This window comes from Sinorhizobium sp. (genome assembly GCF_059070375.1).
In genome coordinates this window covers 649,464-671,034 of sequence record NZ_JCACWC010000001.1, presented here as the reverse complement: position 1 = coordinate 671,034, position 21,571 = coordinate 649,464, and the positions used below count along the sequence as shown (strand labels likewise).

Annotated in this window: 23 protein-coding genes; 9 read left to right on the top strand and 14 right to left on the bottom strand. The window is 59.9% G+C overall.

Going from position 1 to position 21,571, the window contains the following annotated elements; genetic code table 11:
- Positions 1-25: 25 nt before the first annotated feature.
- Together arcA and AC5J09_RS03275 are read right to left on the bottom strand one after the other, a co-directional pair.
- On the bottom strand, positions 26-1,285 hold the full coding sequence (gene arcA / locus AC5J09_RS03280) for an arginine deiminase (protein WP_102762074.1): 1,260 nt from the start codon (positions 1,283-1,285) through the stop codon (positions 26-28).
- Between the two features lie 14 nt (positions 1,286-1,299).
- Complete coding sequence (locus tag AC5J09_RS03275; protein WP_102762076.1) at positions 1,300-2,721, bottom strand: basic amino acid/polyamine antiporter; 1,422 nt, start codon at positions 2,719-2,721, stop codon at positions 1,300-1,302.
- Between the two features lie 103 nt (positions 2,722-2,824).
- Here AC5J09_RS03275 and AC5J09_RS03270 point away from each other — a divergent pair, with 103 nt between their 5' ends.
- Positions 2,825-2,875: a twin-arginine translocation signal domain-containing protein gene (locus AC5J09_RS03270; RefSeq protein WP_146032676.1), complete on the top strand. Its 51-nt coding sequence runs from the start codon at positions 2,825-2,827 to the stop codon at positions 2,873-2,875.
- 168 nt (positions 2,876-3,043) lie between these two features.
- Here AC5J09_RS03270 and AC5J09_RS03265 read toward each other — a convergent pair whose 3' ends face one another.
- The gene (locus AC5J09_RS03265; protein WP_494296871.1) at positions 3,044-4,471 is read right to left on the bottom strand and encodes a basic amino acid/polyamine antiporter; all 1,428 of its coding nucleotides are present in this window, start codon (positions 4,469-4,471) and stop codon (positions 3,044-3,046) included.
- Between the two features lie 190 nt (positions 4,472-4,661).
- Positions 4,662-5,498 carry an alpha/beta hydrolase gene (locus tag AC5J09_RS03260; protein ID WP_494296870.1) on the bottom strand — a complete coding sequence of 279 codons (837 nt, stop codon included), beginning with the start codon at positions 5,496-5,498 and terminating at the stop codon, positions 4,662-4,664.
- A gap of 212 nt (positions 5,499-5,710) precedes the next feature.
- On the opposite strand from AC5J09_RS03260, the gene ppk2 reads away from it, so the two are divergent.
- Complete coding sequence (ppk2, locus tag AC5J09_RS03255) at positions 5,711-6,631, top strand: polyphosphate kinase 2 (protein WP_100673543.1); 921 nt, start codon at positions 5,711-5,713, stop codon at positions 6,629-6,631.
- Positions 6,632-6,708: 77 nt separating this feature from the next.
- Here the strand turns inward: ppk2 and AC5J09_RS03250 are convergent, their stop codons facing one another.
- Positions 6,709-7,788, bottom strand: a complete 1,080-nt coding sequence (locus AC5J09_RS03250) for a mechanosensitive ion channel family protein (RefSeq protein WP_018096459.1) — start codon at positions 7,786-7,788, stop codon at positions 6,709-6,711.
- Positions 7,789-8,048: 260 nt separating this feature from the next.
- Here AC5J09_RS03250 and AC5J09_RS03245 point away from each other — a divergent pair, with 260 nt between their 5' ends.
- Together AC5J09_RS03245 and AC5J09_RS03240 are read left to right on the top strand one after the other, a co-directional pair.
- Positions 8,049-8,375, top strand: a complete 327-nt coding sequence (locus AC5J09_RS03245) for a GYD domain-containing protein (protein WP_180980742.1) — start codon at positions 8,049-8,051, stop codon at positions 8,373-8,375.
- Between the two features lie 134 nt (positions 8,376-8,509).
- Positions 8,510-9,229 (top strand): fimbrial biogenesis chaperone, encoded by a 720-nt coding sequence (locus tag AC5J09_RS03240; protein WP_102762079.1) that lies wholly within the window; start codon positions 8,510-8,512, stop codon positions 9,227-9,229.
- Between the two features lie 41 nt (positions 9,230-9,270).
- Here AC5J09_RS03240 and AC5J09_RS03235 read toward each other — a convergent pair whose 3' ends face one another.
- Positions 9,271-10,206, bottom strand: a complete 936-nt coding sequence (locus AC5J09_RS03235) for a LysR substrate-binding domain-containing protein (protein ID WP_494296869.1) — start codon at positions 10,204-10,206, stop codon at positions 9,271-9,273.
- 116 nt (positions 10,207-10,322) lie between these two features.
- Here AC5J09_RS03235 and AC5J09_RS03230 point away from each other — a divergent pair, with 116 nt between their 5' ends.
- Positions 10,323-11,195: a PhzF family phenazine biosynthesis protein gene (locus tag AC5J09_RS03230; RefSeq protein ID WP_275598180.1), complete on the top strand. Its 873-nt coding sequence runs from the start codon at positions 10,323-10,325 to the stop codon at positions 11,193-11,195.
- 115 nt (positions 11,196-11,310) lie between these two features.
- Here AC5J09_RS03230 and AC5J09_RS03225 read toward each other — a convergent pair whose 3' ends face one another.
- Entirely contained in the window at positions 11,311-11,514 is a 204-nt protein-coding gene (locus AC5J09_RS03225; RefSeq protein WP_018096455.1) for a cold-shock protein, read from the bottom strand.
- A gap of 248 nt (positions 11,515-11,762) precedes the next feature.
- Here AC5J09_RS03225 and AC5J09_RS03220 point away from each other — a divergent pair, with 248 nt between their 5' ends.
- The 4 genes from AC5J09_RS03220 (at position 11,763) to AC5J09_RS03205 (ending at position 15,629) form a co-directional block, all read left to right on the top strand.
- Positions 11,763-13,307: an MFS transporter gene (locus AC5J09_RS03220; RefSeq protein WP_494296868.1), complete on the top strand. Its 1,545-nt coding sequence runs from the start codon at positions 11,763-11,765 to the stop codon at positions 13,305-13,307.
- Positions 13,308-13,398: 91 nt separating this feature from the next.
- Entirely contained in the window at positions 13,399-14,352 is a 954-nt protein-coding gene (locus tag AC5J09_RS03215) for an SDR family oxidoreductase (RefSeq protein WP_440853025.1), read from the top strand.
- Positions 14,353-14,472: 120 nt separating this feature from the next.
- Positions 14,473-14,922, top strand: coding sequence for a hypothetical protein (locus tag AC5J09_RS03210; RefSeq protein WP_440853024.1), 450 nt, complete (start codon positions 14,473-14,475; stop codon positions 14,920-14,922).
- 89 nt (positions 14,923-15,011) lie between these two features.
- A complete protein-coding gene (locus AC5J09_RS03205) occupies positions 15,012-15,629 on the top strand; it encodes a TetR/AcrR family transcriptional regulator (protein ID WP_494296867.1) in 618 nt (205 codons plus the stop codon).
- Between the two features lie 108 nt (positions 15,630-15,737).
- Here AC5J09_RS03205 and AC5J09_RS03200 read toward each other — a convergent pair whose 3' ends face one another.
- From AC5J09_RS03200 to AC5J09_RS03170, 7 genes are all read right to left on the bottom strand, one after another.
- Complete coding sequence (locus AC5J09_RS03200; RefSeq protein WP_275598187.1) at positions 15,738-16,196, bottom strand: SRPBCC family protein; 459 nt, start codon at positions 16,194-16,196, stop codon at positions 15,738-15,740.
- 43 nt (positions 16,197-16,239) lie between these two features.
- Positions 16,240-16,770 carry an SRPBCC family protein gene (locus tag AC5J09_RS03195; RefSeq protein ID WP_324764727.1) on the bottom strand — a complete coding sequence of 177 codons (531 nt, stop codon included), beginning with the start codon at positions 16,768-16,770 and terminating at the stop codon, positions 16,240-16,242.
- Positions 16,767-17,093, bottom strand: a complete 327-nt coding sequence (locus tag AC5J09_RS03190) for an ArsR/SmtB family transcription factor (RefSeq protein ID WP_100673531.1) — start codon at positions 17,091-17,093, stop codon at positions 16,767-16,769. The genes AC5J09_RS03195 and AC5J09_RS03190 overlap by 4 nt, the downstream gene beginning before the upstream one ends.
- Before the next feature lie 171 nt (positions 17,094-17,264).
- Positions 17,265-18,179: an SMP-30/gluconolactonase/LRE family protein gene (locus AC5J09_RS03185; RefSeq protein WP_494296866.1), complete on the bottom strand. Its 915-nt coding sequence runs from the start codon at positions 18,177-18,179 to the stop codon at positions 17,265-17,267.
- Positions 18,180-18,193: 14 nt separating this feature from the next.
- Positions 18,194-19,141 (bottom strand): ABC transporter permease, encoded by a 948-nt coding sequence (locus AC5J09_RS03180; protein WP_018096450.1) that lies wholly within the window; start codon positions 19,139-19,141, stop codon positions 18,194-18,196.
- Complete coding sequence (locus AC5J09_RS03175; RefSeq protein WP_440853021.1) at positions 19,138-20,085, bottom strand: ABC transporter permease; 948 nt, start codon at positions 20,083-20,085, stop codon at positions 19,138-19,140. Before AC5J09_RS03175 ends, AC5J09_RS03180 begins: the two co-directional genes overlap by 4 nt.
- Positions 20,082-21,530, bottom strand: a complete 1,449-nt coding sequence (locus AC5J09_RS03170) for a sugar ABC transporter ATP-binding protein (RefSeq protein WP_494296865.1) — start codon at positions 21,528-21,530, stop codon at positions 20,082-20,084. Before AC5J09_RS03170 ends, AC5J09_RS03175 begins: the two co-directional genes overlap by 4 nt.
- Positions 21,531-21,571 lie beyond the last annotated feature (41 nt).

Below are 21,571 nucleotides of genomic sequence, written 5' to 3'. Positions count from 1 at the left end.
CCGGGCCAGCGACCGCCGATCTTGGTCAGTAATCCACCGCATCACGGGTAATTGGGCAGGTCATGCAATGGCCACCGCCGCGTCCGCGACCGAGTTCGGCGCCCGTAATGGTGATCACTTCAATGCCGGCTCTGCGTAGAAGCGTATTGGTGTAGGTGTTGCGGTCGTAGGCCAGCACCACGCCGGGCGAGAGGCAGACGAGATTTGCGCCGCTGTCCCATTGCGTCCGTTCGCGCACATAGGCGTTCCCGCCGGTCTCGACCACGCGCATTTCCTTGAGACCCAGGGCGTCCCGCACCGTTTCGACAAACGAGCCACGATCCCTGTGGAGCTCGACGGAGCCCGGCTTCTCACCCGGTCTGTAGGAGAATGCCTCGATTTCGTTGACAATGTCGGGGTAGATAAGCACGCAGTCGCGGTCGGCGAAGGTGAAGACCGTGTCCAGGTGCATAGCCGCACGTAATTTTGGCATTGCGGCGACGATCACGCGCTGCGCGGCGCCTTTTTCGAACAGGGTTGCGGCGAGCTGGCTGATCGCCTGCCGCGACGTTCGCTCGCTCATGCCGATCAACACGTTACCTTTACCGATCGGCATGACGTCGCCGCCCTCGAGTGTGGCGAGCCCCCAGTCCAGGGTCGGGTCGCCCCACCAGACATTGACCTTGCCGGCGAAATCCGGATGGAACTTATAGATCGCAGTGGCGAGAATAGTCTCTTCGTGACGCGCCGGCCAGTAGAGCGGGTTGAGGGTCACTCCGCCGTAGATCCAGCAGGTGGTATCACGCGTATAGAGCGTGTTAGGCAGCGGGGGAAGGAGATACTCTGCGACTCCAGCAGCGTCCCGGATCAAATCCAACATTTCGCCGCCAATAGCCTCGGGGAATTCATGGGTCGAAAGTCCGCCTATCAGGGTTTCCGCAAGCTCCCGGTCGGGCAGCCCTTCGAGGTAGCTGCGGATCTCGTCAACGAGCTCAAGCCCGACCTGGTTGGGCACGACCTGGTTATCGAGTATCCACTTCCTGGCTTCGGGAAGTGCCACGGTCTGGGCCAGCAGGTTGTGCATCTCGACAACGTCGACGCCGCGGTCTCGCAACTTGGTCATGAAGTCGAAATGATCGCGCCGGGCGTTGTCGACCCAGAGGACGTCGTCAAACAGGAGGGCGTCACAATTGCTCGGCGTGAGCCGTTGATGAGCACGCCCCGGCGCGCAGACCATGACCTTGCGTAACTGGCCGACCTCGGAATGCACGCCGAAAGTGTGCTGGGTCGAGCTTTCAGAAGACATGGCAAATCTCCTTTTCAGATCGTCAGGTAGCCGGTGGACAATCCGATGATCGCGGCGATGCAGCCGATGACTGCAGTCGCGAAAATCAGCCAGTCGATGGATGTGTTGAAAACGCGCTTGCCCCGCTCCCGTCTTGCCCAGAAATAGAGGATCGTGCCAGGGGCATACAGAAGAGCCGACAGCAGGACGAACTTGATGCCGCCCGCGACAATCATGAAAAATGTGTAGACGGCGGCGATGCTGGCGATGATCAGGTCGCGGGTGCGTTCACGCGGCCGGACCTCGTAAGTCTCGGCGCGTTGAGCCAGCATGAAGCCGAAGGCAGCCACGAACATGTAGGGGATCAGCGACATTGCGCTCGTCAAGTTCAGCATCAGCGCGAACGCATCCCGCGACCAATAGGTGCTGATGACGAACAGTTGGACGATGATGTTGGTAAGCCACAGCGCCGCTGCGGGCACCTTGTTTTGATTCTCGGTGCCGAAAAGACGGGGCATGTCGTCCGTGCGCGCGGCTACGTAGAGCACTTCCGCGCACACCAACGACCAGGCGAGATAGGCGCCAAGCACCGAGACGATCACCCCGATGCTGATGAAAACCGCACCCCAGGGGCCGACGACGGCAGCAAGCACTCCGGCCATCGAAGGCTGGCTCATGGCGGCGATCTCGGGGCGCGTCAGGGCCGCATAGGGCAGCAGCGTGACCAGTACCATCAGCGCGCTGACGCCGATGAAGCCCATGATCGTGGCCGTTCCGATATCGGAGCGCGTCTGAGCATAGCGCGAATAGTTGCTCGCCCCTTCGATGCCGATGAAGACGAAGACCGTCGCCAGCATTGTCGCCTGGATTTGTTGGAGGAGGCCTGCCTCCGACATCCCCTCGCCACCCCAGAAGTTGAGCCGGAACAGGTCGAGCTTGAAGAAAAAGAACAGGATGATGATGAAGGCAATAATAGGAATGACCTTCGCGACGGTCACGACGGTGTTGACAAACGCCGCCTGCTGGATGCCTCTCAAGATCATGAAGTGGAAGAGCCAGATACCGATCGAAGCGACGAGTATTGCGACGACAGTATTGCCGTCACCGAAGACCGGGAAAAAATTGCCAAGCGTGGACTTGATCAGTACCCAGTACGACACGTTGCCGATGCAACTGCCGATCCAGTAGCCGAAGGCGGATAGGAAGCCGGGATAGTCGCCAAAACCTTCTTTGGCATAGGCGAAAACGCCGGCGTCAAGATCGGGCTTGCGTTCCGCCAGCGACTGGAAGACGCGCGCCAGCATGTACATGCCGCCCCCTGCAATGCACCAGGCGATGATTGCGCCGAACGGCCCTGTTGCGACGCCGAATGTTCGCGGGAGCGAGAAGATGCCTGCGCCGACCATGGAACCGACGACCATGCCAGTCAGAGCAAACAGGGAAAGCTTCTGCGCCATCGCATTACTCCCGGATTCGCCGGTGAAGAGGCGTCTGCGGAGGTGCGGACGCGCGAACAACTCTGGAGATCGCTTGCTTGACAGGTGAAATTACGGATATTGCATGCGGCGTGGATTTTTGAAGATGCTATCTGCTTCTGGCGCCGCTTTATAGCGTACTTGAATTAATCACAATGTTAACGTGTAATACTCAAAATTGCAAGAGCGAAACGCTTTGCTGATGAAATCCTTACCCAAGGACATGAGATCTACATCGCCGCGCGTGACTTTCATACGGGTAAAGAACACTTCAACGTTTTGTGTTACTTCATTTTTTCTCAATCTATATAGTGATGCGGCCGGTCAGGAGACCGTAGATGCCGACAAGGCATCCGGCCACGGCAGCTATGAAAACGAGCCATTCCCGAGGGCCGAACACCGGCTTCTTCTGTTCTCGCCTTGCGTAGACGAACAGGACCGTTCCAAGCGCGTAGAGAATGGCGGAAAGCAGCAGGAACTTCAGGCCGCCGGCATAGATCATAAATGCCGTGTAGACGGTGGCGGCACCCGCGAAGATCAGATCGCGGAGCCGCTCTTTAGGTCTGATGTCATAGTTCTCGCCCCGCTTGGCGACAAGGAAGCCATAGGCTGCCACCAGCAGGTATGGAACCAGAACCATTGCGCTCGTCAGGTTTACCATCAATCGAAACGCATCTTCCGAAAACAGGGTGCTAATGAGGAAGAGCTGGATCACGCCATTGCTCAGCCAAAGAGCCGCCGCCGGAACCTTGTTGCTGTTCTCCCTGGCGAGTACGCTCGGCATGTCTCCGTTTTTGGCGGCGCAGAAGAGCACTTCGACGCAGATCAGCGACCATGCGAGATACGCTCCGAGCACGGAAACGATCAAACCGGCACTGACAAAGACGGAGCCCCATGGCCCGACGACGGATTCCAGAACGGAAGCCATCGATGGTTGGCGCATGCCCGCGATTTCGGGTCGTTCCAGGACTCCGTAGGGCAGCAGGGTTACCAGCACCATCAGTCCCAATACGACTACGAACCCCAGTGTCGTGGCCACGCCCACATCGGAGCGCTCGCGCGCGTAGCGCGAATAGACGCTGGCGCCCTCTACGCCGATGAACACAAAAACGGTGACCAGCATGGTCGCACGAATCTGCTCGAAAAGGCTCGCCTCGGGCATGTCCGCGCCGCCCCAAAAATTGGTGCGAAAGAGGTCGGTCTCGAACGCACCGAGCAGGATGACTATGAAGATCAGAATGGGCACGATCTTTGCCACGGTGACGACGGTGTTGATGGCCGCGGCCTCTCTGATCCCTCGTAAGATCATGAAGTGGAAGCCCCACAGCGCGACAGAGGAGACAAGCACAGCCGCGATCGTGTTGCCGTCGCCGAAGATCGGGAAGAACGCGCCGAGGGTGGCCTTGATCAACACCCAGTACGACACATCGGCGATGCAGCCGACCAGCCAATAGCCGAGAGCCGAAAGGAAGCCGGCATAGTCGCCGAAGCCGGCGCTCGCATACGCGTAGACGCCTGCGTCAAGGTCCGACTTGCGTTCCGCGAGCACCCGGAACACGTGAGCCAGAGTGAAGATGCCCGCCCCTGCGATGCACCAGGCCACGATCGCTCCGAACGGACCAGTCGCACTGCCGAAGGTGCGCGGCAGTGAAAATATGCCCGCTCCCACCATGGAACCGACGACGAGCGCGGACAGCGAAGCGAGCGAAAGTTTCTGAGCAGTGCTGGTCATGCGGCCTCCGATTGCGTCACGGTTGCCTGATTAAAAGCACGTACTGATGAGCTGCCCCTGCGTGTTAGGGGCGAAACGTTGTACCTCTTGCCTCAAAACTTCAAGCTGTAAAATCCTAGGGGACTAGGATTTAGTTGTGATAATCTGACGTCTGTCGCCAGCACCCAATGACCACTGGACTAGCGGCTCGTCAGTTCCGGTCCCTTCGCGGCGGTGGATCGGGGTTGTCCCCTTTTTGCGCCTCCACAAAACGAATGATGTCGTCGACCATGCGGGCGTCCCACAGATCGTTATGGCCGGCGTCGTAGATGAGCATCTGCTTGGGCTCGGGAGCGATTTGATACAGAGCGTCGCCTGAAGACAATGGGATGATGGTGTCATGCCGGCCGTGGATAAACAGCTTCGGTTGCCTCACCTCTGCGATTTTCAGATCTGAGCGGAAGGGATCCTTGGTGAGGAGCGCAACCGGGAAGAATGGATAGTAGGTCTGGGCGAGCGAGAGGACCGACAGGTAGGCAGACACGAGGATAACCGCGACTGCCGGCCGTTGTCCAGCCGTATTGACCGCCACACCGCTTCCCAGCGACTGGCCCAGCACGACGATCTCGTTTCCGGAACGTACCGCAAGCCAGTCGAAGGCGGCAATGCCATCAATCAATAAGCCATGCTCGTTCGGCGTCCCAGATGATCCCGGATAGCCGCGATAGGAAAGCGCGAGCAGGCCGATGCCGCGTGCGGCAAGAGTCTGGGCGAAGAAGCCATAATTGCTGACCCGGTCGGCATTTCCGAGGAAGAACAACACCGACGGCTGGCCGGGCTCGCTCTGGCTATAGAGGCCATGAAGCGCTTCTCCATCGCTCGTTTGGATGTACACGTTCTGCCCCCAGCTCGCTCGCTCCGGCGCCGAAGTTGCGCTTGCACCGGGGTAAAGGAGCGCGCGCTGGGACAGATACGTCACGCCGACAAGCGAGATGTATGCGAAAGCCGCCAATAGCGGCAAGATCAGCAGGAGTTTAGTGGCATTCACAGTTCATGCCCGCTGCTCGTCCGCTCCATTGAGATCGTCGGGTTAGTATGCCCAAATGGGACCTGCCATCACAACGTTCTTGTGTCGCCGGTGAGTCTCGACCCTGCTTACGCCGGCGGCATGCGTCCTGGGGAATGTAAAATTTCCTTCACTCCGACATGGAATAAGCCATTCTTGCGATCAGCTGTTGGCGTGAACTGCGGAGGCGTGACATGAGTAAGTCGAAAGACGAGGTAGAACGCATCGATTGGCTCGAAGCGGAACTTGCTGACACAATCGACGAGGATTACGAGCTCGAGCTTTCAGAGCCGGCCTTATCCGAGGAAATACGCAAGATTTACCGTAAAGCGCACCCTCCGACGCTTCCCCGCATGGACTATTTCCGCGCGCTCCTGGCGTTGCAGGCGGAGCTAATCAGGCTGCAGGACTGGGTCGTCTACCACAAGGAGAAGGTCGTCGTAATCTTCGAGGGACGCGACGCGGCTGGAAAGGGCGGCGTCATCAAGCGCATCACCCAGCGACTCAATCCGCGCATCGTGAGAACGGTGGCACTGCCGGCGCCGTCCGATCGCGAGAAGACTCAATGGTATTTCCAGCGTTATGTGCCACATCTCCCGGCCGGCGGCGAAATCGTCCTCTTCGACCGCTCCTGGTACAACCGCTGCGGCGTCGAACGCGTCATGGGCTTTGCGACCGAGGAGGAGGTCGAGCAGTTCTTCGACGACGTGCCGGAATTCGAACGCATGCTGGTGCGCTCCGGCGTTCGGCTGGTCAAATATTGGTTCTCGATTACCGACGAGGAACAGCAACTGCGCTTTCTGACGCGCATCCACGACCCGCTGAAACAGTGGAAGCTCTCGCCGATGGACCTGCAATCGCGCGTGCGTTGGGAAGCCTATACCAAGGCCAAGGAAGAGACCTTCGCCCGTACCAACATTCCCGAAGCGCCATGGCACATCGTCGAGGCCAACGACAAGAAGCGGGCGCGGCTCAACTGCATCGACCATCTCTTGAAGCAAATCCCTTATGAGGATGTGCCGCACGAGGATATCACCTTGCCGGAGCGCATTTTCAATCCCAACTACGAGCGGAAGGTCCTGCCTCCGGAGCTTTATGTTCCCGCGAAATACTGACATCTCGGATACAAAGGCGCGAAAACATCCGGCGAGTCGTCACGGCGGGGATGGTCGCAAACCCGGCGTGGGGAAATTCACCGCAAATTGCTCTTCGGAAACAGTACGCGATCGGGTTCTGCGTTCATTCGCGCCAGCATTTCCTTGATCAGGCGTGTTTTGGTGCGCCCCGCTTCCTTCGGCGGCACGAGATAACGCACGATGGCCTCGAGCCAGGTGTTTTCGCTGACGCGAAAATGAACCACGGGATGCTCCTTCACCTCGAGTTCGTCCACCGGCGTATTCGAGAGGATGTGCTTATAGATCTTCACCTTCTGGCTCATGATGTCGCCGACCTGCTCTTCCACGACCTCTCTCATGGTCAGCGCCACGAACTCCAGATCGCTTTCATAGGCGAGCTGGAACTTGATTTCGTTCCAGACGTAGGGAAACAGCGGCCAGGAATAATTGAAGACCGGCGTCTCGAACACGGTTGAGTTCGGAAACTTGATGATGCGTCCGCTCGGATGATCGGTCCAGAGGTACTCGCCGCCGAATTCCCACAGCGTCGTATCGAGATAGCTGACATCGATGACATCGCCATGGGCATCGCCGATGCGAATTCGGTCGCCAACGCGATATGGCGCCCTGGCCAGGATATAAATCCAGGCGATGAAACTGGAGATCGGCATTTGCAGCGCAAAGCCGAGAATGAGTGAAATCAGGCCGAGCGAAACGACCGCGGCGTACCAGTTTACGAATAAGACCGAAATCGCCACGAAGACGATGGCGACCACGACGACCAATCGAAAAATACGTTTCAGGTTGAAACGCGAGACACGGTTGGGAATTCGGCCAATGAGAAAGACTTCAATTAGGTTCGCAACGGTCAGCATAATAAAAATGAGAAGGCCGCCCTTGACGTAATTCATCACGCGGAGGCGTAAGGGCGCGTCAAACCAATCCAGGCGCCAATTGATCAGGACTTGGACGCCAAAAAGCAGCAAGGCAGCGGCCGCGAAGCCAACCGTCCACCAGACGTCTTCTTTGCGAAGGCTGAAGCGAAATTTTTCCTCGGGCCTTTTCGCCTTCTGTTGCATGGTTTTTGGATCAGCGGTCTGTTGCGCGACCCGTTCGAGCCGGGAAAGGTTCTCCTGTTCCTTGTCGCGTCGTTCCATGGGTTCACCCCGGTGTCGCCATCCCCGTGCACACAGTTTAAGGCAGCGAGCAACCCATTATATCATCGTTAAACGCCGAAGTGGGCACCATCCATGTTCAGCACTGGCCGAGCCGATGGCTGCAGTCCGCAATGACACGCAAGCTGCCATCCAAGGCGGCAAGGTTGGAGCTATTCGCAGGCCGATCCCGAACGTCGGAAATAACTCGCGTTCTCCGGGGACCCGGCGTTAACTGAGTTATCGTGACAGAGGAGGCTGACATGGCCATGTATCTCACGCGCTTCAGCTACACGCCCGAGACGTGGGCGCGAATGATCGAAAACCCGGAAGATCGCCGTGAGGCGGCACGTTCGTATATCGAATCCGTCGGCGGAAAGCTCCATGGGTTCTGGTACGCCTTTGGCGAGCATGACGGTTGGAATCTGTGGGAGGCGCCCGATAACGTATCGATGGCGGCCGTCGCCCTTGCCATCGGCGCAGGAGGCGCGCTCAGCTCTATCGAAACCACTGTCCTCCTCAGCGTCGAGGATACGATGGAAGCCCTTGGAAAGGCAAAGTCGATTGGCTATCGTCCCCCTGGAGCCTAGGCGTGGTGCACTCTTCCTACCCATATTGAAGGCGAGTGGCGCTTCGTGAAATCTCCGTTCGCCGTCCGAGTTCTCGTTGAAGTGCCGCCAGTTCCACGGCGTTGATGCACGGAAGTGCCTGACAGGAGATCGCCATGTGCTCCATGCTGAAAAGCATCGGCCTAGCTGTTTTGCTTTTGTTGTACACACTGACTGCCAACGCTGCTTCGCTCGTCATTTCTCCGACCTCGGTCGAGCGTGTTGCACCGGATCGAGCGGCGGTTTTGCATCTTAGAAACCAGGTGAGCCGCCCGGTCGACATCGAGGTGCGGGTACTTCGTTGGAGTAAGGAAGGCGGAGTAGAGCAACTGAAGCCGACCAACGATGTCGTTGCAAGCCCGCCATCAGCACGGCTGCCGCCGCACGGCAACCGCATCGTCAGTGTGGTACGCGTCAGCAAGGAGCCGCTACGCTTGGAGGAGAGCTACCGGGTGTTGATCGACGAGTTGCCCGATCCAAAGGGGAGTAGGTCGGGTGCCGAAAGCGTGGCCGTGCAACACGTTCTGCCAGTCCTTTTCCGCACTCCGGAAGCTTCGGCGTCGGAGGTTGATTGGAGTCTGGCACGCTCCCGCGGCTGGCTCATGCTCGTGGTTGAAAATAATGGGGCCAGGAGGCTGAGGCTGTCTGATGTGAAGCTGATGCAGGGCGGGGAAGTCATCGCCCGACGTGACGGGTTTGTCGGATATGTGCTGCCGGGCCTGACGAGGCAATGGCGAGTCGGCACGGAGGACAGTTATTCGGGCGGCCTTGTGACACTTTCAGCGAAAAGCAACGGCAGCGCGATCGATGCACAGCTTGGCGTCAGCGGTCGCTAGGAACTTGATTCGAGCTTGTTCATCTCGATCCGCGGCAGCGGTCAAGGACGAGCCGCGAGGCTCACGGTAACCGGTCTGGGCTCAGGATGAGCTGCGGAAAAGCAGTTCTGAAACCACGTCCGAAGTGCTGCGATGTCATTGCGCTGTTCCAGCCCCAGGGCGGAGGCAAAATGATAGGCGTCGCCGGCAAGTGTTTGCGAGAATGGGGCTTCCAGCAAACCAGCAGCAAGTGCATCGGCGACAAGGACTCGACTGGCGATGACCACGCCCTGGCCGGCAATGGCCGCCTGGACGGCCAGCATGCTATCGGGAAATCGGGGGCCGGCACTAGTATCGAGGTCGGCGATGCCGGTCTGTTCACACCAGCGATTCCAGTCGGGTTTCGACGTCGGGCGACTTCGCCCGTCGATGTGGATCAGCGTGACGCGCCGCAGGTCCTCAAGTTGCGACAGACCGAGTCCTGGGCTGCAAACCGGCGTCATCGCATCGCTGCAAAGTTGCGTGCTGGCTGCGCCGGCGAATGGACCACGCCCGTAACGTATCGCGGTTTCGATGCCCCCGGCGCGCAAGTCCTCAATCGTGTTCGACGTGTGCAACCGCAGGTCGATCGTCGGAAGGGCTTGGCGCAGCGCATCCATTCGCGGCACCAGCCAGTGACTCAGAAATGCTGTCGTCGACGTCAGGGTGACTGTTGTCGGCGCCGTCTCGGCCAGCAGTCGTGTGACTGCCCGTTCGATTTCGCCAAAACCGGAGGCCGTCGCCTCGTAAAGCGCCTTACCCGGCGGCGTCAGCGTCACGGCTCTGGGCGTCCGGTCCAGTACGCGCAGGCCCATATAAGCTTCGAGCTGTTTGACCTGATGGCTGATTGCCGTAGGCGTGACCAAAAGCTCTTCGGCTGCGGCCTTGAAGCTGGCGCGGCGCGCGGCGGCTTCAAAGGCGCGAAGTGCGGACAAGGGAGGCAGGCGCAAACGTTGCATGCTAAATCCAGTTCATCTTAGAGCTGAGGATTTCGACTTTTATCCTTCAATAAGAAAAAGCTACAGTGATGAACGCTACGCTACACTAAATCTAGCTCATTCAAGTCGGGTACAAAATGGTTGAATTGATCGCAGGTCTCATCGATGTATTTGCGGATGTGCCGCTGTCGGGCAATCCGCTGGCCGTGGTACAGGACGCCGACGACCTGACCGACGACCAGATGCGACGGATCGCACGCGAATTCAATCAAGCCGAGACCACATTCCTCATGCGGAGCACACGGGCGGACTGGAAGTTGCGATCGTTCACTGCGAGCGGTGCAGAGGTGTTCGGTGCGGGTCACAATGCCCTTGGGGCGTGGCTCTGGCTCGGGGAGAATGGCGATCTCGGTTCGCTGACCGCGGCCCGAACCTTTCAGCAGGAGATCGGCAGAGATGTTCTGCCGATCGAGCTCGAGTCGGTCGGCGGTCGCATCCATGGCCGCATGCGCCAGATGCCTTTGAGCCTGTCGGACCCGCTCGATGACGTCGCACCTCTGGCTGACGCTCTCGGCCTGGATCCCAGAGACATTTTGCCCGACCCGCCTGCACGTCCGGCCGATACCGGAGCCACGCACCTTATGGTGCGCGTCCTGAATGCGGATACCGTAGACAGAGCGCGGCCGATGGCCGACAAATTGCTCGCCGTTCTCGAGAAGACGCCTGCGGAGGGCTGCTATATCTATGCACTCGACGCCGATGCGCCGGATACGGCTTACGCTCGGTTTTTCAACCCCTCCGTTGGTCTCTGGGAGGATGCTGCGACGGGAACCGCGGCTGGCCCCCTGGCGGCCTATCTTGCCGCCACGGGAAACCTTACGAACGACGAACTGGTCATCGAGCAGGGCACCAAAATGGGCCGCCGGAGCATTCTGCGCGTCCGGCTTGCTCCCGTGCCGGAACTCTCCGGCGCCGGGATCGTCGTGGTCAAAGGAGTGATCCGGCTTTAGAGCACTTCCAGGAAAGTGTGCAGCGGTTTCCCGGACACGGCGAAGCGTCATCGACAGAGCGCCTCCGCGTTTCAATGAAACACGGAGGCGCTCCGAACCTGCCGGAAGTCTGCCGTCAAAGCACGGAGACGTTTTCCGCCTTCGACTTTCCGGTCTTGCGATCTTGACCGACCTCGTAGCTGACCTTGTCACCCTCTTTCAGCGAACCGCCGTGCTGCAAGGCAGACACGTGAACGAAGACGTCCGTTCCGCCATCCTCAGGCGTGATGAAGCCAAATCCCTTGTCGTCGTTGAAAAATTTAACAGTACCTGTAGGCATGATAGTCCCTCCTTGCTCGCGCACTTTTGGCTCGCGTGCCGAACCTACAGCGCGAATGCTTTCCGATCAACGTCAGCAGCCGTTCTGATCGTTTTCACGTGTGATTACTTCAGTGACAAAGGACGACGGCCTCGTTCAAGCCGAGTTTGAATTCTTGAAAACCTGCCTTGGGATCGAAGCCGGTCGAATTGATACTTGTCAACGGCTGCGATTCGGGGAAATCTCCGCCGGCTTTCCGGAGGACGACCATGGCCGAGACTAGTCACACGCCTGAGCAGGCAAGCCGCCGTGAGTGGATTGGCCTCTGCGTCCTGTCGATCGCATGCCTGATCTATTCGATGGACCTTTCGGTGCTGTTCCTCGCGGTACCAGCGATCGTCGCGGACCTCGATCCTTCCGCATCGCAACTGCTCTGGATAAACGACATCTATGGCTTCATGGTCGCGGGCTTTCTCGTGACCATGGGAACGCTGGGAGATCGAATCGGGCGGCGACGGGTATTGCTGATGGGCGCTTTTGCTTTCGGCGTCGCATCGGCCTTCGCGGCTTTTGCAAACACGCCGGAGCAACTCATTCTGGCAAGGGCTCTGCTTGGCATCGCGGGTGCGACGATCGCGCCCTCCACTCTGTCGCTGATCGTCAATCTCTTCAAAAACGAGGCGGAGCGAAACAGGGCGATCAGCATCTGGGGCACGGCCTTTGCGCTGGGCGGCCTCGTTGGCCCCCTCATCGGCGGAATTCTGCTACAGTATTTCCACTGGGGATCGGTGTTTCTGATCAACATACCAGTCATGCTCTTGCTTCTGGCCGTCGCCCCGTTTCTGCTGCCGGAATACAGGAACAATGATGCCGGCCGACTGGATCTGTTGAGTGTCGTGCTTTCGCTCGCGACGGTTCTGCCGATCATCTACGGCTTCAAGCATATGGCTGCCGACGGTTTCCAGCTTGCCCAAGTCGTCTATATCGGACTGGGGCTTCTGGTCGGCCTCCTGTTTGTGAGGCGTCAGCGACGCCTCAGCGACCCATTGGTCGACCTCGCGCTCTTCCGGGTGCCAGCCTTTACGGCCTCGCTGATGGTAAACCTCGCCGGTGTCTTCTTCGTCTTCGGCGTCTTCCTGTTTCAGAACCTCTTCCTGCAGCTTGTGCTCGGTCTGTCGCCATTGAAGGCTGCGCTCTGGTCCGCGCCATCGGCCTTCGTCTTCGCAGTCATGTCTTTTCAGGCCTACCGTTTCACCAACCGCTTCGGACCCGTCAGAACCGTGCTAGGCGGGCTTTTCATCAATGCGGCGGGAGCTGCTGCTATGGCTGTAGCCGCCTACGCCGAGAGCCTGATCGGGATCCTTGGCTCCAGCATGATCATCGGCTTCGGCTTCGTTCCTGTCGTCCTGACCACGACCGGCCTGATCGTGGGAACTGCACCGCCCGAACGGGCAGGCTCGGCTTCGGCCATATCGGAAACGAGCGCAGAATTTGGAGGCGCACTGGGAATCGCGGTGCTCGGCAGCTTGGCGACCCTGGTCTATCGTATGGCGATGAACCGCGCCGACCTGAGCGGCCTCGATCCCGTGCAAGCCGAGGCCGTTTCTGCTACCCTTGCCGGCGCAGTCGAGACAGCTCGGTCGATGCCGGGTTCAACGTCAGCCGTCTGGCTTGAGACTGCGAAAAGCGGCTTTTCACTTGGTTTCTCCATATGTTGCGTCGTCGCAACGGTGACGCTCCTTCTTCTCGCGATCGTCGCCCGGCGGGTATATGCCAGCGCACACATCGATGAGAGCACATTGGCCTCTCATTAGGTCACGATGATTTAGGAATGGCGAGGATGCGGTCTCGCCCAAACCTTTTGGCCTCGGCGGCGTTTATCCTCCTCAATCGAAGGAGGCATCAATGAAATCCGAAACCGGGCAGAAACAGCGCGACATCCAGAAGCAGGTTGAAGAGGCCGACAAGAAGGAAAAACCGAAGGCCTCAGGAGCCATGCAGGCGGGCGCTCGCCGTTATCCGGAGCCGCCATTTCCGAAGGTGCATCAGGACAAGCCGGGCTCAGAGGCTGATCTTCCCGTCGCGCCAATGTACGATGCCCCGTTTTACAAGGGTTCAGACAAGCTGAAGGACAAGGTGGCGCTGATCACGGGGGGTGACTCCGGCATCGGTCGGTCGGTGGCGGTCCTCTTTGCCCGTGAAGGGGCGGACGTCGCCATCGTGCATCTCGACGAATCTCAGGACGCAGACGAAACAAAGGCTGCTGTGGAACAGGAGGGACGAAAGTGTCTTGTGATCAAAGGCGACGTCAAGGATGCGAGCTTCTGCCGAAAGGCAGTGGAAAAAACGGTCATGCAGCTTGGACGCCTCGACATCCTCGTCAACAACGCCGCCTTCCAGGTCCACACGCGTGACATCGAGGATCTGACCGACGAACACTTCGACGAAACGCTGAAGACGAACCTCTATGGCTACTTCTACATGGCAAAGGCCGCTATTCCGCATTTGAAGAACGGCTCGGCGATCATCAACACCGGGTCCGTCACGGGCCTTACCGGCTCGAAGGAGCTGCTGGACTACTCCATGACCAAGGGTGGAATTCATGCCTTCACCCGCGCTCTTTCGGGACATCTCGTTCCCAAAGGGATCCGCGTGAACGCCGTCGCGCCCGGCCCGGTCTGGACGCCTCTCAATCCATCGGACAAAGAGGCTGAAGATGTGGAGAAATTCGGCTCCCAAACGCCGATGAAGCGTGCGGCGCAGCCAGAGGAAATTGCTCCGGCCTACGTCTTTCTCGCCTCTCCGCAAACGTCGAGCTACATCACCGGCGAGATTCTTCCGATCGTCGGCGGTTACTGATCTCGTCCTGTAGTTTCAGCGCTGCGGCGGTCACTGCCAAATCGCTTCTATACGCTGTCGTATTGACGTGGTCGCGGCGGCATAGTATACGCCACCGTATACTGAACATGGATCAGCACAATGAAATCGGATGCAGGAGTCAATCGCCTTCAAGATGGACGCGCCGGCCGTAGTGCACTTCTCATGGCATCCGCAGTCAATGCAGTTGCCGCCATTTACCACATCATTGGCGGGACGCCCGAGGTGATGTACCCCGTCTACTCGGCCAATCTGCCACCCGCCTCCGCCGGTGTGCTCGACATCTTGTGGTACCAGATGGCGGCGCTGATAGCGGGCGGTGCCGTGGCCACGTTGGTGGCGGCATTCCGTAGCGACTGGCGCTGGCCGGTAGCCTGGATAATCGGAGGCCATTTCCTGGTGGTCTCGGGTATTTGCCTGTTCTTCACCTTTGTCTGGTTCGGGAACCCATGGGGCCTTATTCAATGGGCGATCTTCGGCCCCGTAGGCCTCATCCTATTTTGGGCGGCCGCCCGGCCGGCGGAAACCGGAGCCGGCGCTCCAACCCTTTGAAACGACGCACTTCCGGGCGGAAAAGCGTTACACACCTTCCTGGATGTGCCCTAGCTTCGGCAGACGGGACGAAGCGTGAGGCGGGTCGAATGGCAGATAGACGAGATGGTCCAACAAAGGCCGATTGGGTCGCAGCCGGATTATCTGCTCTGACAGCCGGAGGCATTGAGGCGGTCAGGGTGGAGCGTTTGGCCGTGATTCTTGGCGTGAGCAAAGGCCCGTTCTACTGGCGCTTCAAGAATAGAGGTGAGCTTCTCCAGGCGATCATAGAGTTTTGGAAGCGTGACTTCACCGCCAATCTAATCGAACAGACAAGTCACTTCGATACACCGCGTGAACGCTTGGAGGCGTTGGCAGAACTCGCCGTCGTATCGACGTCTGGTGCTTTGGACGTCGCGAAAACAGAGTGCGCGCTTCGGGCGTGGGCGGCACGGGACCCCTTGCCGAGGGCGGCAGTGCGGGAGGTGGACGCGATACGCACGAAACACCTCACGGAGGAGTTCAAACTTCTTGGTGCGCCGCACCCACTGGCGGAACAACTTGCAAAGGCCATCTACCTGGCACTCTTGGGGCTTTATACGGTTCGCCAATACACGCCAGAGCTCGCCGACGAGCAATCATTTCTGACCGGCGTGAGGATCGCGCTCGACGCTGCACAGATACAGTCTCATTCGACCGACGTCAGCGCGGCGGAAAAACAGGCTTGAGCCAGACATGTAAACATAATTTTCCTTCTCTGACCGCCAAATCGCCTTATGGTCGTCGACCGAGATAGCTCAGGCAGTTGCGGGCCGGCCCGACATGGTGATCCGCGATCAAAGGTCTACGGGCCACGCCCTTGTCTCTTCCAGCGGGTAGCCCGTCTCAAGAAGGGATTTGACGCTGGCGAAGAGATGAGGCCATCCCTTTGACATAGCAGCGATAGCAAGGGAGTTTTCCACTTCGGATTCTTGGATGACCGTCAGCTTTACCGACGTGCCGATCTCTTCGAGGACGTAGCTAACCTTGGAATGCCCCTCCTGGCGGAGCTCCTCATGAAGTTCGTCGCGCCAGGAAATCACAAGCTTGTTCGGCCGATCCGCCTCAAGGACCTCTCCCGAATCCGCTGTCCGCCCATCCGGAGCAACCAGCCGCCAAGGAGAGCCCCGCGACCAGTCGCTTTCTTGCCAAGTGCCCGCCCAATACTGACTGGTAACCTCCCTGGCAGTAAGGGCTTGCCAAAGAAGGTCAGGGCTGCAGCGGATGTAGGTGGAATATGTGAAACGTTCCTTCATCGGCCGGTTCCTTTCGGTGCTATTCGGCGAGAGCCGGAAATCGTCACGCCTCAGAACCGAGCGCCCTCTCCATTTCACGCTGGGCTTCGGCGTGAAGGGCCCAAAAATCAGGGATGCTTATTCCAGCGAGCCGTTTCTCAAGAACTGCAAGATGCGCGTGCCAGCCGCCACCGAAGTCGAGCGCGTCCTTAGAGCCACGAAGGCCGGTGTGGGTCAGGACTAGGCGCGTTGTTCCGCTGTCTATCTCGGTCAGCTCGAACGTGACTTCCCCCGCCTTGCCATCCTCCCATGTGAAGGCCAGGAGCCGAGGTGGTTCATAGCGAATAATGCGTTCCTGCCAACGATGGCCGACATATGGCTTGTACCGGTCCGGCGTAGGAACGACCTCGTCCGAGAGACGGTCGTGATCCATCGTCAGCCCGAAGGCGCCGCCAACCTGCAGGTCCGTTGGACCCGACATGAACCAGCGCGCGCGCAGGTCTGGATCAACGAGGTACTGCCAAACGGTAGCGGCAGGTGCCGCCAGGATTCGTTCAAAGCGAAGCATGTCGGGCGAGATCTTGTCTGCAGTCATTGATTCTGCTCCTCCTTCAGGGCCTGTTCAAGCGCGTCCAGGCGAACGTTCCAGAACCGCTCCCACTGGGCGAGCCAGTCGTTCGCCTCTTTCAGATTTCCGGCGTTTAGCCGGCACATATTCTGGCGGCCAACCTTGCGCCGTTCGATGAGGCCGGCCCGCGTCAAGATCGCGACATGTTTTGCCGCGCCGGCGAGCGTCATCTGGTAGGGCCGGGCGAGTTCGCTGATAGGCTTCTCACCAGATGCCAAAGCGGCAAGCATTCCCCTCCGTGTGGGATCCGCAAGGGCAGCGAACGTCAGAGTCAGCTTTTCGTCAACCATATGGTTTAGTATTGCTGAAATGGAATAATGTCAACCGATTGGTTGAGCATCACAGGTTCGCATCTTCGCGGAAAACAGTTCCTTCGACATGAAAGGCCGTTCGACGGTCTGCCGCAGGCGGCACCGATAGTCGGCCGAAATTCTCGAGGAAAACCGTTACCGGGTATCGCTCTAAGGCACCTGGGAACCCGCCACGGCGACATAAAGTGAATAAAGCGAGCGGGTTGCCGCAATGAACAGGCGGTTGCGCCTTGGTCCGCCGAATGTGAGATTGGCGACCGTCTGCGGAACCAGGATCTTGCCGATCAGCTTGCCGGCAGGATCGAAACAGTGCACTCCATCTCCGGCGCTCGACCATACGTTTCCGTTCGCGTCCGTCCGGATGCCGTCCGGAATTCCTTTGTCGATGACGCAGAAGACGCGTCCGTTCGCGAGCCGTCCGCCGTTGGTCAAGTCGAAGGCGCGTATGTGCCGAGGGAGGCGGTCATCGTGACTTGCCGATAAATCCGCCACGTAGAGGGTCTTTTCGTCGGGCGAGAAGGCGAGGCCGTTCGGCTGGATGAAGTCCGTCACGACCGCCGAAAGCTCGCCGGTCTCCGGATCGAGCCGGTAGACGTTGCGCGTCGGCTGCTCCGGGTCTGCGCGATAGCCTTCGTAGTCGGACATGATGCCGTAGGTGGGATCGGTGAACCAGATCGTGCCGTCCGACTTGACCACGACATCGTTCGGTGAATTGAGCCGCCTGCCTTCGAAACGATCGGCGAGCACGGTAATCGAGCCGTCCACCTCGGTGCGCGTGACGCGGCGCGTGCCGTGCTCGCAGGAGATGAGCCGTCCCTGCCTGTCGCGTGTATGGCCGTTGGTAAAATTGGACGGCTCACGATAGACGGAAACGCCGCCCTCCGGCGTCCATCGCAGAATGCGCTGATTGGGAATGTCGCTCCACAGGAGTTGGTTCGCATCGTTGAACCAGACGGGACCTTCCGCCCAGCGGCAGCCGGAATGGAGCTCGTCAAGACCGGCGCTGGTCACGATCATCTGCCGGAAGCGCGGGTCGTGGATTTCGTAGATGGAGGCCTCGGCCATGACAATCTTTCCGTTTATCGCATGCCCCGGCGACCGCCGGCGAGCATGATGACGCTGATGATGATGAGGCCGGTCATGATGAGGCGAATGCCTGCGCCGAGCCCATAGGTGTTGAGCATGGAGACAACGAGGAACATGAAGAGCGACGCGCCCCATATGCCGGGCACGTTGGAATCGCCGCCGGCGACCGCTGTGCCGCCGATCACGACGACGGCAATCGACATCAGAAGATATTCCGCGCCCATGTTGAGCGCCGCGCCGCCGGAGAAGCAAGCAAGCAGATAGCCGCTGATCGAAGCGAGCACGGCGCAGAACAGGTAGGTGACGAAGCGCGTTCCGTCGACCGGTATGCCTGCCATGCGCGCGGCCGGCATGCTCTGTCCGATCGCCGAGATCCAACGGCCGTAGATCGTCTTCTCAAGCAGGATCCAGGCGAGGACGGAGATCAGGAAAGCGACGATTGCCACGTTCGGCACGCCGAGCGTACTCGTGGTGGTGAATTCCGCAAGCACGCTCGGGGGCTTGATCCGAAGACCGCGGTTCGTCCAGATCGCGCCAGACTGGACGATGAAGCTCATGGAGAGCGTTGCGATAATCGGCGGGATGCGCAGCGCCTTGATAAGCGTGTAGTTGCAAAGACCGACGCCAAGACCAATGAAAACGGCAAGGAGAAGGCCGGGCAGGATCATGCCGTTTTCGACATTCATCAACTTCAGTGCCACCGTGCCGGCGAGCGTCATGGTGGCGGGAACCGAGAGATCGATGTTTCCGGGGCCGAGGGTGATGACGAACATCTGCCCGATGCCGACGATCACCGAGAAGGCCGCAAAGGTGAGCGCTGCCTGCGACAGTCCGAGCGTGCCGGCGCCGCCCGTCACCATGATCGTCAGGAACCAGACGACGAAGGCAGCAAGCCACGACCAGACCCAGGGTTTGCCGAACTGGCGGACGAGCGCGTTCATCGGCGTTTCTCCCGCTTCTCGAAGCGGTTCAGCATCAGGCGGAGCGCGAGCACGATGATCAGAATCGCGCCCTGGGCGCCAATCTGCCAGTCCGGGGAGATGCGCAGGAAGGAGAGGAACGAGCCGGCAAGCGTCAGCGTCAGCGCCCCGATGACGGCGCCGACGGGAGAGACGCGGCCGCCGATGAATTCGCCGCCCCCGAGGATGACGCCGGCGATCGACAGCAGCGTGTAGCGCAGCGCGATGTTGGCATCGGCCGAGGTGGTCAAGCCGACGAGGGCGATGCCTGCCAGCACCGCAAAGAGGCCAGCGAGGGCATAGGCGGTCGCGCGTGCCGCGACGATAGACCAGCCGGCGCGCTCCACCGAGCGCTGGTTGCCGCCGACGCCACGGATCAGAACGCCGAGCGAGGACCGCTTGACGATGAAATGCGCAATGACGGCGATGATGATGCTGGCGACGATCGCCATGGGGGCCAGGGGCGGCTTGACGGTCATCAGCCACCGCACCCAGTCGGGCGCCTGCCCCCCCGGCGCCGGCAGCAACAGCACCGCAAGTCCGCCCCAGACGAAGCTCATGCCGAGGGTGACGACGATGGACGGCAGGTTTCGTAAATGGATGACGACGCCGATCGCCGCATAGGCTGCGACCGCGCCGGCGAGGATCAGGATGCCTATTGCCGGCGCGTCCCGCAGGAACGTCGCGGCCACGCAGGCGACGAAGCTCACGAAGGCGCCCATCGAGAGATCGAGATCGTTTACCGCCATCACGAGCATTTGCGCGATCGTCGCGAGCGCGATCGGCACGGCCAGGTTGAACAGCAGGTTTAGGCCGATATAGCTCATGGCGCGTGGTTGAAGCCAGAATACCGCAGCCAGCAGCAGCGACAGCGATAGAGCGGGAATGACAAGGCGAATGGCCTCGGAGGACAGGCGAAACGTCATGCGGCTCCCTCGAAGGAGGCGGAGATAATGTTTGTCTCGTTGACGGCATCGCCGCCGAGTTCGGCCGTGATGCGGCCCTCGCGGAACACATACACCCGGTCGCAGAGGCAAACCTCGTCCATTTCCGTCGAATACCAGATGAAGGTGCGGCCGCGCGCCGCCTCCTCGCGAATGATCGCGTAGACTTCCTGCTTGGTACCGACGTCCACGCCGCGCATCGGATCGTCCATCAGGACGATCGATGCGCGCGTGGCGAGTGCGCGGGCGAAGAGCACCTTCTGCTGGTTGCCGCCGGAAAGCGACAGGATGGGTTTGTCCAAATCGGGCGTGCGGATTTCGATCCGTTCTTTCCAGGTCGTTCCCCTCGTCTTTTCGCCGGCCTCGAGGACGAGGCCGCGGCGGGACATGTCACTGAGCGAGGCGATGGAGAAGTTTCGCAGGATGCTCCACAATTCGAAAACCCCGTTGAGGCGGCGGTCGCCGGCGACGAAGGTGACGAGCGGATTGCGCTGCGGCAGCCAGTTGCCGGACCGGGCGGCATGCAGCGCGAGGAGGAGCTCGGTCTGTCCGTGGCCAGCCAGGCCAGCGAGGCCGATGATCTCGCCAGTGCGCGCCGTGAAGGGAATACCCGCTGCCGGATGGGACAGAACGACCGGCGCCGCGGATTGGTCGCGCACCGGACGCTGTCGGGTTTCCGCCTTCGTGACGCTCCCCATTGCCTCCACGAGGCCGTGATGGTCGAAGCGGTGCGCCGGACGTTCGGCGACGACGCGGCCGTCCTTCATGACGACGATACGGTCGGCGGTTTCGAGGATCTCGTGCAGGATATGCGAGATGAAGATGACGGATCCGCCACCGGCGATGAAGCGGCGGACATGGTCGAGCATCTGACGGGCGAGGCTTGCATCGAGCGACGATGTCGGTTCGTCCAGGATCACCAGCCGCGGGGGAGTGCCGGCATCGGAAAAGGCTAGAGCGATTTCGACCATCTGCCGTTCGGCGATCGAAAGATCTCCCACGGTCCGGCCGCTGTCGATGCCATGGCCGGGGAAGACGGCGTCGAGGCTCTTCTCGATGATCTCAGCAGCCCGCGAACGCCAGCCGAAACCGCCGAGAGCGCGATGTACAAGACGGGTGTTCTCGACGATGGAGAGGTTGGGGCAGAGGGACAGCTCCTGAAAGACGCAACGCACGCCCCGGTCGCGGGCGGCATTGATGCCGTAGCGTTCCTGCCGCTCGCCGTCACTCGTGACGGTTCCCTGGTGTGGCGTAAGGCCGCCATTGATCACGCTGACGATCGTGGACTTGCCGGCCCCGTTATGTCCGACGAGCCCAACGCATTCGCCGGGCATGACACGAAGCGTGACGCCGTCGAGCGCCTTGACTGCGCCGAAGCTTACTTTGGCGCCGTCGACCGCAATGATCGCCTTCGCTACGTCGTCCATACTGCTCGCCATCATCTGCTCAACAAGACTGCCGCGCGGTC